Below are 12,861 nucleotides of genomic sequence, written 5' to 3'. Positions count from 1 at the left end.
TTGCACATCTATAAATACATATAAATTTATAAATCTAACTTAATAAAAACACAAATAAATAACTGACAAACAAACATTTAAACACAAACAGAATAACTCATTATTTGTCGATATAATTTATTAAAAAAATTATAATTTTGCATCCAGTTATTTGTGGAACAATGAGATCAGCATATTTATTATTATTCATATTAGTATTTAACCTTTCACCTTCAAAAGGTAAGATAAATGATACATTAAAAATATATTCATATTCCCAATTAAAAGAAAAATTCTATGATTATGTGGGTAACGATAAAATTAGTAATGCTAATGTAATTTCAAAATATTATTTGCAAAAAGCAAAAAACGAGAAAAATACTACTGAAATAACTGAAGGCTATGTTCTCATGCATTTTAATTTAGACCTTCAAAATGCTCTAAAATATATAGATAGCATATCGATTTATAAAAAAGATCTTGATCAAAAAATATATCCTGCACGAATTTACTTATTACGTGGTAATCTTTACTTAAGACATGATAACTTAAAACTAGCATTTGAAAATTATATGCTAGGTCTAAAATATGCGAAAGAAAAAAATAATGAAAGGCAAATAGCTATTGCAAATATTAGCGTTGCTTACCTAAATAATTATATTGGAAAACATGCAGAAGCTGCAAAAATTTTAAGATTCTACCTGTATCATGGAAATTACTTCAACGAAGCTGAGCAGGGTAGAATCCATTATAATTTAGCTGACACCTATATTGAGATTAATAAAATGGACTCTGCTAGAATATTAATACAAGAAGGTGTTCAAGCAGCACTAAAAAATAAGAATAGTTACAAATATCACCAATATTTATTTTTAGATGGCTTTTATAATTTGAAATTAAACAAATATGATATTGCCATTGAAAAATTATTAAAATGTAAAGAGTTTTTTGCCAAAAATGAAAATGATCTAAATATAAGCTATACATTATTAAATCTGGGAAAAGCCTATGATGGATTGAAAAATAAGGATAAAGCAGCAGAAAACTTTATTGCAATTGACTCTATAGAACAAAAAAGCAACAATACTTTTCCTGAACTTCGTGATATATATACTTACTTGATTGATTATTATAAAGAAAAAAATAATAAAGAAAAACAACTTTACTATATCGAGCGATTCTTAAAGGTTGATAAATTATTAGATTCGCAATTTAAATATATTTCGCGAGAATTACCTAGAAGATATGATACTCCTCAATTATTAAAAGAAAAAGAGAATATAATTAATGACCTACAAAACAGAAAAAAAATTCTCTACATCTCAATAAGTATATTATTTATTGGTCTTTTAGTCCTCTTATATCTCTATAAAAAATCTAAAAACTCGGAAAAACGGCATAGAGAAATTGCTCAGAAATTAATTCATTCCATAGAAGAAAAGAATAATGCGTTTACAGAACCAGAGCCTAATGTCGTAATTACTGAGATCTCTGATAAAAAGATACCATTTAATCAAATTGAATCTAAATCTAAATCAATTCCTGAAGATGTTGTACAGTTTATTTTAAAGGGATTAGAAAATTTCGAGACCAAGCAACAATTTTTGAAAAAGGGAATTACACTTAGTAGTCTGGCAAAAACTTTAAAAACAAATTCTGCCTATTTATCGGATGTTATTAATACATATAAGGAAAAAAATTTCGCATCATACCTTAATGATCTTCGTATTAATTATGCGTTAACAAGATTAGTTCATGATAAAAAGTTTAGATCTTACAAGCTTTCTGTCATTTCAGAGGAATTGGGATATAATAATGAACAAGCATTTTCCATTGCTTTTAAGAAAAAAACAGGAACTACACTTTCCATTTATATTAAAGAGGTAGAAAAATCCCATAATCAGAATTAAACTTCAAAATCCTTAACAAAAACCTAATTAACAGATACTTAAATAAAATATATTTATAAATCAATGCCTATACATTTATAAATACACATCCTATTCCTTTTTTTCGGGATGTTTTGTTCTGTAAGTTTGCTCTGTAATCAAAAACAAAAATTGGTTAACAAATAATATTTTTTAATTGTGCGCACAAAGACAAGAATATTACGCTAATAGCAAACACTCCCGGATGTCAGGGATTATATGACAGAATAAATTATTATTAAAAATCAAAATTAAAACAATGAAAAAACAAGTATCATTAGGCAAATTAAGCTTAAACAAGGAAAAAATCGCTCAACTAAGTGCAGAGGGAATGTCAAATGTAAAAGGAGGAAATTTTGGAGGTAGCACATGTGCTGGGTTCACTTGTGGATGGTGTACTTCTACAATGGATTCTTCTACTACAAAACCACTTGGACCAAAAGAAGAAGGTTTAGAGCCTCAAGGTTAAGATTAATAAAAGTATAAGAGATTATATTTTGGAACTAGCCCCGTTTATACGGGGTTAATTCCTTAATATAATAATATTAATCGCTTATAGATTATATCTGTTGTACTGATTTTTAACAACTCAATACGTCACAACACCGAATTACTCTAATTAAGTTCAAATATGCTGTTTGTTGCTCTTTTATTAATAAAACTATTACTCACCACTTTATCATAATTAACTATGAAAACAAAACATATAAATATCAGCAATATTATACACGAGCTGGAACAAGATATAACAGAGAATGTATGTAATACTAATGATAACTCTCTATTCAATGGTAGAGCCGGTGTATTGATTTTATATTATTTATTATATGAGAACACCCAAGATTCTCAATACATTGATAAAATTGGAGATGTAATTACCCAAATTTTTCAAGATATCAATGAAGATAATTATTCTGGTGGCAATTCATTTTGCAATGGTTTGGCAGGAATAGGATATGCCCTGAATCTTTTAAAAAAGAAAAAAATAATTTCAGAAGAATTTGAAGTCGTTTTAAAAGATTTTGACACCATTTTATTGCAAGAAATTGATGCCTGCCTTCACAATAAAAAGTTTGATTTCTTACATGGCGGATTGGGAATTGCACTTTGTCTGTTAGAGAGGGCAAGTGAAAATGTCTTATTACAAGAAAAAATTGATAGTTTTTTTTCAAAATATATTTTCATTGTAGAAGAGCAAATAAAAAAAGATAATAGTTTGGAATTCTTTGATGAATCAGGAGATTATACAGCTAAATATAATTTAGGAATGGCTCATGGACTCATTTCAAACTTATGTCTCCTTATAAAATATTCAAACCAGATATCTCATGATGTCCGATCCATAATTAAGGCCATTTCAAATAAGATATTGGAATTTTATAAAAAAGAAAACTCTTGTCAATTTCCAAGTATTATCTATACAAACAGAGAAAGTACATATAACGCTCCATTAGGATGGTGTTACGGAGACAATATTATTGCATTGGGATTATTAAAAAGTGCTGTCTTTCTGGAAGACTCCTATCTCTATTCTATAGCAGAGCAAGTTGCAATTAATGCATTGAAGAGAGACCATGAACGATTCGTTGTTAAAGATGCCATGATCTGCCACGGTACTGCAGGTGTTTCATACATCTACGAAAAATTGTATAAAATTACCTCGAATGAAAAATTAAAGGAATCATCCCAAAAATGGTTTGAAACTACTCTCGATTTTTACTCAGTAGACGAAAAGTCTCATAGTTATAGAACTTATGTTGGAGATGATGAATATACAAGTACTATATCATTACTCAATGGAAAAATTGGAATAGCAATTATGCTATTAATGCGAGAAAACAGTAATCTAGATTCAGATTGGGATAATATTTTATTATTAAACTAAGGATATGACTTATACACATTTTAATAAAGCCATCATAAGGACTCCGGCATTGCCTTTATCATTTTTTAAAAAAATTTTTGAGCCTACTACAGATATCTGGGAAGTCATAAGACAAGATGATCAAATTAGAATAGCAATCCATTATGCTTCGCCAGAATTATCAGAACAAATAAATCTTTACCTGAACAATAAAATTACAGATTTTAAAAAGAAAGAAAAACTGGAAAAGTCAGTATTGAAATATTTATCAAGAATGTCTACCAGATCTACTCCTTTCGGTACCTTTTCGGGAATTTCTGTCGTTGAAGAATCTCATCAACAAAATACCCAACTTTGCATTCCCAATGCAAACTCAGATTATAATCATGTCAAAGTTAAATTTGATATGGAATTCTTATATCAATTATCTGACTATGTTGAAAAGCAGGAATATGTTTTTCCATATTTAAAATATAAGCCCAATAACTCATTATACAAACTTGGTAATAAATACAGATATGTAGAGGTTAGCTTAGAACAGGGAGGAAAAAGTTATGATTTATCATCTGTAGAGTATTCTGAAATTATCGAGGAGCTTTTAAAGTTTTCCAGAGACGGACGCTATATTCATGAGATGATCGATTTTGATTTAATTAAAGACTACTCCTATGAAGAAAGATCATCCTTTATAAAAGAATTAATTGACGCTCAAATCTTCATGTCTGAATTAAAACCTTCTACGACTGGGGAAAGTCATGAAAATATTATTATTTCCACGTTAATGAGAATTGATAGTGAATGTCAAGGAAAAAATACTGAAATTCAGAAGCTAAAGAAAAAAATAGAAGATATTTTGGATAAGGTAGCTACCTTAGATAATCAAAATTTTGAAAATCACACCCAAGAACTGGAAGAGCTATACCAATCTATAAGAAGTATTGGGAATTTATATTTTACAAAAAGTAAATTATTACAAGCTGATTTAATAAAAGAGCCTAATAACTCATCTTTTGATTCTGAAAACATTAAGATTATATACGAGGCAATGGACGCTTTAACCAGACTCAGTTTAAAAGGCAGAGAAAATTCTGAACTAAAAGCCTTTAAAAAGAGTTTTGCTAAGAGATATGAAAACCAATGGGTCCCTGTACCAGACGCCGTTGATATGGAATATGGTATTGGATATGGAGACAAAAGTGGTACCCATAAAAATTATTTGGTTGATGATTTCCAATACACAGCTAGAAATAGATCACTTCTAACAAAAATTACATGGGACAATAGTTTACACGATTTTTGGAAAGACAAAATACTAGCTGGCTTATCTAGTCATTCCAGCGATATTGAGATCACAGAATCTGAACTTAAAAAATTCCCTAAAGACGAAAAATCACTTAATGCAACGTTTTGTGTATCAACATCTCTTGTTAGCAATGAAGAAAATAATAAAAAAATATTCTTAAAATACGCTGGGGGACCTACAGCCAACTTCCTTATTGGAAGATTTTCAACAATAGATGATCAAATCAAAGATCTTTATCATGACATTGTGGATGCCGAGGAAAAAATTCATCATGATAAAATTGTTGCTGAGCTCAACCACCTTCCTCAGGATCGGTTAGGAAATGTTATGCACAGGGCAAATTCAAGAAAATATGAGATACCTTATTTAGTAAATTCAAGTGTAGATCAAGAATATCAGATCCCAATTTCAGATTTGGAAATAAAACTTGTTAATGATGAATTTATACTAAGGTCAAAACAAAAGAAAAAAGAAGTCTTACCTTATTTAAGTTGTGCTTTAAATTACAAAGCAAAAGGATTACCAATTTTCACCTTTTTAGCCGAACTTCAGGAACTTCAGGGGACTGGAAGCTATGCATTGGATTTAGGTTTTTTACCCGACTTCTTCGAAAGAATCCCAAGAATAAATTATAAAAACATCATTTTAAGAAAGGCATCCTGGAAAATACCAAAATCAGTTATTGAGGCCCTGGAAAATACTTCTTCAGATCACGAATTGTTGGAAACATGGGAAAAGTATACAAAAGAAAAAGGAATTCCAGCCTTCTTTAGTATCAGTATGTTTGATAATGAAATGATGATTAATTCACATCATGCTACATCTTTGAAAATATTTATTGAAGAAGCTAAAAAACATTCCGTAATTAATATCCAAGAGTCTATATTGGAAGAATATAAAGCGATCAAAGATACTGACGGAAATGAGTATCATAATGAAATGCTTTACTTTTTCAAAAAACAAATTCCCACTCAGATAAGTTCTAATGATATTTATTGTTCTGAAAAAGAATTGAGTGCTCAAAGAAATTATATAATTGGAAGTGATTGGACATATTATAATATCTATATGGGATCTAATCAATCTGATAAAGTTTTAACTGATCTAAAGGAAGAACTTGATGTATTAATAGAAAACAAAAGTATTGACAAGTGGTTTTTTATTAGATATAATGATCCAGACTATCATATAAGATTAAGAATTTTCAGCAATAAACAATCAACAATAGCTCATTTAGCTTTAAATAAAGTATTCAATGCCTTATATGAAGATAAACGAATCATAGATATTTCTCAAAATACTTATAAAAGAGAATTAGAAAGGTATGGGGCGAAAACTATCGAGCCTGTTGAAAGTATATTCTTTCACGACAGCATGATGTTGACAGAATTGTTAACAGTAATCACTCATAATTATCAAAATCCTGAAGAGATCAAATGGAAAGTGGGAATTTATATTGTACACAAATATATAGAAGCATTTAATATTTCTTTGGAAGACGCTTGTCAATATACAAGCAATGTTTGTGATTACTTTACTAACGAATTTTCGTTCAGCAGGGAAACAATCGTCCAGCTAGATAAGGATTATAATCAAAAGAGAATCTATTATAAGAATCTTATAGATGAAAAGAAAGTAGAAGATATAGAAGAAGGAGAAATATTGTTTCAAATTATAGATCATTACTTTAGCTTAATAAGGGAAGAAATAATCCTGCATCAGCTTTCTCATGATAAATTAGTAGAAAGTATTATACATATGAGTGTCAATAGGCTTTTTACTAATAAACAAAGACTATACGAATTTTCATTATACCATATCCTTAAAAGATATTATAATCAAAAGATCAATCAGAATAAAGTAAAAAAGCCGGTTGAGATTTTAGCAAAATAAGGTTTTTAAAGGGAATTACGTCTCTTCTGGTAATACAGCTTAGAAGAATGAATGATGAAATTATCTTTATTTATACAAATACTTTTGAAATGGAAATAAACAAAAATATTATGCTAAGTAGACTTAAAGTGGTTTATATCCTCCTATTTATATGGATTAATAATTCCACTATAAAATCACAGGAATACAAACATACTTCTATAAATATGGAAACAGGGAAAAACCTGAAACAAGTAATAAATGCCTTTGATACAAAAAGTATTATTGGTTTAGGGGAAGGAACACATGGCACTAAAGAATTTAATGATGTTAGAATAGCATTAATAAAGGAACTTGTCAATAAAGGTTATAAAACAATAATTTTTGAAAATGCATTCGGCGATACTTATTTCCTTAATCAGGAATTAAATTCTGAAGTTCCTTTGTCTACTGTGATGCAGAATAATCTTTTATCCATATGGCAAACAGACGAAGTTAAAAATTTCCTTACATGGATTAGACTTTACAATCAAAAACATTCAGATAAAATTACTTTGTATGGAGCTGATTTTAATTATGTATCTAATGCAATTAAAATTCTGCAGCAACAACTTGGATCAAATAATGAAGATATAAATAAGGATCTTTTAAGGCTAAAAGAAATTGGAAATATCCAGGATTCTATCTGGAATAAACAAAATGACAAAAATTTTAAGATTGATATGAATACTCTCATAGAAAATGGGAATGAAGGATATGAACTTACACAAAAAATTGATGCATTTACAAAGCAAAATACAATGAAATCCTCTAAGTCTTCATTAGAATTAGCCCTTGCCAATTGTACCTACGCTTTTTCAACTTTTTATGCAGCAAAGAAGAAGACAGAGGAAAAATCAAGAGATGAATTAATGGCAAATATGATTTCAAAAATTCAGGAAGAAAAAAAGAAAGTCATCATATGGGCACATTCTGCGCACATTTCTTTTCAATTTCCTTATAATATTACAGATCTAGCTATGGGAGGATACCTAAAGCAACATTACGGTGATAAATATTATGCATTGGGAACTTTAACCGCTAAGGGAACTTATAGTGCAACACTTGATAGAATTGACACAAAAAACAATAGTTTTAAATCCTATACCCTTAACCCTATCGTAGAGAAATCATGGGAATATTATTTCTCACAAAACAAAGACACTATGTTCTTCATCGATTTACATCAAAACTCTAATCTGAAGAAGCTTCTGAAAATGAAGTTTATTGGTTATGGTCCTGAAAGGGAAGACTCCTATACTAAAGACGTTAATATTAGTGACTTCTTTGATGGCATTATTTTTATCAAAAACACATCCGCAGCTGTACATACCCTTTAAATATGTCATCTTGCAAAAATTCAGCAAATCTCCATTTTAGCATATATAAATGATTAACAATAATTTACTAAATCTCTATTAACACATAACAAGCAACGAAATTCAAAAATCAGTCTTAAGTCACCTATAAAGGAAGAAATATTTGTTTTATTAAAACATCTTTGTATTTTAGATAAAAAAATTAACATGACCTTAGATAAACTAATCAACTACTTAAAACTTGATAAGCAGGAATTCATTTTCCAGTTTAATTCGCATCCCAATTACCCTTCAGCACTTGCTTTTAGTGATACGCTCAACTTTTTGGGTGTAAGAAATGATGCTTATGAATTGGATAAAGAATATTGGGATGAACTTCCTGAAGAATTTATTGCAATTGTAGATAATTCTTTCTCTTTGGTTAAGAAAACGGGAACTCAATATTCCGTTTATTCTGATAAATCAAAGACATTAAATAAAGATGAACTTCACAAAAATGCGACCAATTTTGTTTTGTTATTTGAGAAAACAGAAAATGCAGAACAAAAAATATCAAATTACAGACCTTTTATATATGCAATTCTTGCCGTAATCCTTTTATATTCCATTCTGAATTTTTCATGGTTTGAAATCCTCTTTAATTTCTTATCATTAGTGGGAGTCTATATTTCACTGGAAATTTTTAATCAAAAATTTGGGAATACATCAGCAGTAATTGGTAGCATTTGTGGTGATACATCAGCAAATCAGATTAAGAATTCTTGTAATAAAATTATTAATGAAGATAAAACAAGTATTCTGGGATTGAAATTTTCTGATTTCTCCTTAATCTATTTTGTTGGAATTACAGTATTGGGATTATTTTTGCCTGCAACAAGTTATGTAATAAAGGGCTTTACCATTGTTTCCCTTATTGCCATTGGTTATTCACTATATGTTCAGGCTTTTGTAGAAAAAACTTTTTGTAGAGTTTGCCTATTAATCATTTCAGTTCTTGTAGCTCAACTTATTTTAACATTATTCTTTTTTGAAAACTCTTACTTCAATGCAAATATTGCCATTTTAAGCATATTATTATGGGGAATTACTTTTTTTGCCGTTTCTTATTTCAATACTTTGCTTACAGATAAGGAATCTCTTCAAAAGTCGAATGCAAAAAATTTAAGATTTAAAAGAAATTATGATCTATTTAAAAGAGAGCTTTTAGATAAGGAAAAAATTACTTTCAGTGATAATGAAACTTTTTCACTGGGAAATAAAGATGCAAAAATCCATATTTCAGTGGTTTCAAATCCTTATTGTGGTTTTTGCAAGGGAGCACATGAAATTTTAGAAAGCCTTTTAAAAAAATATCCGAATGAAATTTCTGCCCAGATAAGATTCAATTATTTTGCAGAAAAATCCAACGAAAAAGCAACAGGCCTCCTATCAGATTTTATGAGTATCTATAAGAACAAGCATGAAAGTGAGTTTTTAAAAATAGTAGAAACCTGGTTTGAAAATAAAGATGAGAAACAAATCAGAGATCTGGCAGGTACTAATGGCCAATTAGAGGATCTTAATTCATTAAACGAGATGTCAAAAGAAAATCTAAATGCGGGATTAAGCTTTACTCCTATTTTAATTATTAACGGATTTCAGTTTCCTGACAAATATGATCGTGAGGATATTCATTATTTCATTGATGAATTAATTGAGGATGATGAAATTTAAAATAATTACAATAATTTAACAAATTTCACTAATTTAGGAAAAAAATAACCATCATTATACAAGTCATCACAGTGCTTACACTGATCGAAAACTAATAGCATGAAAAACATACCACTTTTTTCACATCAGAATCCTAAAAGCATTCAAATAGAATCTTTAATCAGCAGACCATTATCCAACGGAAGACTTGTGTTATATTCTGATTATTGTCCTTCAGAAATTTGCAGGGTAATAATGTCCAAAAGATGTTTACTGATGGACGGCAATTACTAGAAATAATGACAATTAGTATAAAAAATATTAATAAAAAATGTCGTCAAAATATGACGGCATTTTTAAATGATTTTGAATTTTGAAGAAATTTCCTTTTTACAGGCAACCTGACGCTAAAGACTGTGGTCCTACATGTCTTAGAATAGTCAGCAAACATTATGGTAAAAGTATATCGTTACAACAAATCCGCAGCCTTTCTGAAACTACACGTGAAGGAAGTAGTTTATTAGGGCTGAGTGATGCTGCTGAGGATTTAGGATTCCGTTCATTAGGAGTTCAGGTGGACTTTAATACTTTTGTTGAAGAAGTTCCTTTTCCATGTATAGTACATTGGAATAAGAATCACTTTGTCGTAGTCTATAAAGTTGATAAAAATAATAAAGTATATATTTCTGATCCAAGTTATGGACTCATCACCTACAATAAAGACGAGTTTATCAAATTATGGATTGGTGAAAATGCCACTGAAAATACAGAGGAAGGAATTGTTCTTATCCTGGAAACAACTCCAGCTTTCTTTCAAACAGAATTTGATGATCAGGAAAGTAAGGCTAGTTTTTCCTTTCTTTCTAAATATTTATTTAAATATAAGTCTTTGGTTATTCAGCTTGCCGTAGGATTACTGGCAGGAAGTTTATTATCCCTTTTATTCCCTTTTCTTACTCAGAGTATCGTAGATGTGGGAATACAAAATCAGGATCTGCATTTTATTTACCTGGTCTTACTTGCACAAATCATGCTTTTTATAGGAAGGATGGGAATTGAAGTTATTCGAAGCTGGATTTTACTTCACCTTTCTGCAAGAATCAACATCTCTATTATTTCGGATTTCTTTATCAAACTTATGAAACTCCCTATCAGTTTCTTTGATACAAGAATGACAGGAGATATTATGCAGAGAATTAATGACCATCATCGAATTGAGCAGCTTCTGACCAATTCATCACTTAACACGTTATTTTCACTTGTTAACCTAATTATCTTCAGTATAGTATTACTTCTTTATGATTACAGACTGTTTATTGTTTACCTCGTGGGAGCTATCTTATATATTGGATGGATCACATTCTTTTTAGGCAAAAGAAAAGAGCTGGATTATAAAAGATTTTCCCAGGTTTCTCAGGAACAAAGTAAAGTTATCGAACTGATCAATGGAATGCAGGAGATAAAAATGCATAATGCAGAGAAACAGAAACGTTGGGATTGGGAATTCCTTCAGGTTAAGCTGTTTAAAATTAGGATCAAATCTCTTTCTCTAGAACAATGGCAATCTGTAGGAGGTAACTTTATTAATCAGATGAAGGATATTCTGGTAAGCTTTCTTTCCGCTAAACTGGTTTTAGATGGAAACCTCACGTTAGGGATGATGCTTTCTGTACAGTATATCATAGGCCAGCTTAACAGTCCCCTTTTACAGCTCATTGATTTTATCAAACAAACCCAGGATGCTAAAATTTCCCTTGAAAGACTAGGAGAAATACATGATAAAGAGGACGAAGAGAATAAAGATGAACAATATGTTTCAGACCTTCCTCAAAAGGATATTGACATAGAAAATCTTTCATTCAGATATATAGGCTCGGATTCTTATGTGTTTGAAAATCTTAATCTGAGTATTCCATATCAAAAAACAACAGCAATTGTGGGAGCCAGTGGAAGCGGTAAAACAACTTTGCTCAAACTGTTAATGAAATTTTATGAACCCAATCAGGGAGATATTAAAATTGGTAACACAAAACTAACAAATGTTTCACCCAGATTCTGGAGGGATCATTGTGGTGTTGTTATGCAAGAAGGCTATATCTTCAATGATACCATTGCTAATAATATCGCGATAGGTGAAGATCATATTGATAAAAAGAAGCTACGGAAAGCAGTAGAAATAGCGAATATAAAAGAGTTTATTGAAGAACTTCCACTAAGCTATAATACCAAAATAGGAAATGAAGGTGTGGGCGTAAGTGGTGGACAAAAGCAAAGGCTCTTCATCGCAAGGGCAGTTTATAAATCCCCGGAATACATTTTCTTTGATGAAGCAACTTCCGCATTGGATGCAAACAATGAAAAAGTAATTATGGAAAATCTTGAACAGTTTTTCAAAGGTAAAACAGCCATTGTCATTGCTCATAGACTCTCCACCGTAAAGCATGCAGATAAGATTATTGTTTTAGATAAAGGAAAGGTAGTGGAAGAAGGAAGCCATACTGAGCTTGTTGCTCTGAAGGGGGAATATTACAGACTCGTAAAAAATCAGCTTGAATTAGGAAATTAATCTGTGTTTTTTATTAACTTCACTATACTAATCCCATAAAATATTAATTATGAACAATTTAAAAAAAATCAAAAGACAAGTTTTAAAAGAAGTAAATGGTGCAGGCCCAATTCCTGCATACCCATGCAATTGTTTTTGCATTATAGGAAATGATAAAGTGTGGAATGCATGCAACAGATATTGCCCGGGAGGAGTAATTCCAGGTGTTGAAATGGGAAATGATCCCAAATGTGATTATAATTTACCCCTATAATTTTTAGCATTATAGAGATTAAAGCAAAATCCTCTATTTGAGGATT

Annotated in this window: 9 protein-coding genes; all 9 read left to right on the top strand. The window is 30.0% G+C overall.

Annotation, left to right across the window (positions count from 1 at the left end; genetic code table 11):
* The first annotated feature begins 137 nt into the window (after window positions 1-137).
* The 9 genes from ACNFU2_RS17065 to ACNFU2_RS17025 all read left to right on the top strand — a co-directional run bounded on the left by ACNFU2_RS17065 (window position 138) and on the right by ACNFU2_RS17025 (window position 12,815).
* Entirely contained in the window at window positions 138-1,889 is a 1,752-nt protein-coding gene (locus tag ACNFU2_RS17065; protein ID WP_273650649.1) for a helix-turn-helix domain-containing protein, read from the top strand.
* A 277-nt stretch (window positions 1,890-2,166) separates the two neighbouring features.
* Entirely contained in the window at window positions 2,167-2,376 is a 210-nt protein-coding gene (locus tag ACNFU2_RS17060) for a class I lanthipeptide (protein ID WP_273650648.1), read from the top strand.
* Window positions 2,377-2,598: 222 nt separating this feature from the next.
* Window positions 2,599-3,792 carry a lanthionine synthetase C family protein gene (locus ACNFU2_RS17055; protein ID WP_273650647.1) on the top strand — a complete coding sequence of 398 codons (1,194 nt, stop codon included), beginning with the start codon at window positions 2,599-2,601 and terminating at the stop codon, window positions 3,790-3,792.
* Window positions 3,793-3,796: 4 nt separating this feature from the next.
* On the top strand, window positions 3,797-6,967 hold the full coding sequence (locus tag ACNFU2_RS17050; RefSeq protein ID WP_273650646.1) for a lantibiotic dehydratase: 3,171 nt from the start codon (window positions 3,797-3,799) through the stop codon (window positions 6,965-6,967).
* Window positions 6,968-7,077: 110 nt separating this feature from the next.
* Window positions 7,078-8,325, top strand: coding sequence for an erythromycin esterase family protein (locus ACNFU2_RS17045; RefSeq protein ID WP_273650645.1), 1,248 nt, complete (start codon window positions 7,078-7,080; stop codon window positions 8,323-8,325).
* 186 nt (window positions 8,326-8,511) lie between these two features.
* Window positions 8,512-10,017, top strand: coding sequence for a vitamin K epoxide reductase family protein (locus ACNFU2_RS17040; protein ID WP_273650644.1), 1,506 nt, complete (start codon window positions 8,512-8,514; stop codon window positions 10,015-10,017).
* 99 nt (window positions 10,018-10,116) lie between these two features.
* The gene (locus ACNFU2_RS17035) at window positions 10,117-10,290 is read left to right on the top strand and encodes a hypothetical protein (RefSeq protein ID WP_418122409.1); all 174 of its coding nucleotides are present in this window, start codon (window positions 10,117-10,119) and stop codon (window positions 10,288-10,290) included.
* 79 nt (window positions 10,291-10,369) lie between these two features.
* Window positions 10,370-12,562, top strand: coding sequence for a peptidase domain-containing ABC transporter (locus ACNFU2_RS17030; protein ID WP_273650643.1), 2,193 nt, complete (start codon window positions 10,370-10,372; stop codon window positions 12,560-12,562).
* A gap of 49 nt (window positions 12,563-12,611) precedes the next feature.
* Window positions 12,612-12,815, top strand: a complete 204-nt coding sequence (locus ACNFU2_RS17025; RefSeq protein WP_172284243.1) for a hypothetical protein — start codon at window positions 12,612-12,614, stop codon at window positions 12,813-12,815.
* Window positions 12,816-12,861 lie beyond the last annotated feature (46 nt).

Source organism: Chryseobacterium sp. PTM-20240506 (genome assembly GCF_048296755.1).
GTDB lineage: Bacteria > Bacteroidota > Bacteroidia > Flavobacteriales > Weeksellaceae > Chryseobacterium > Chryseobacterium proteolyticum.
The sequence above is the reverse complement of the archived record's forward strand: the minus strand, read 5'-3'. Positions and strand labels throughout refer to the sequence as shown.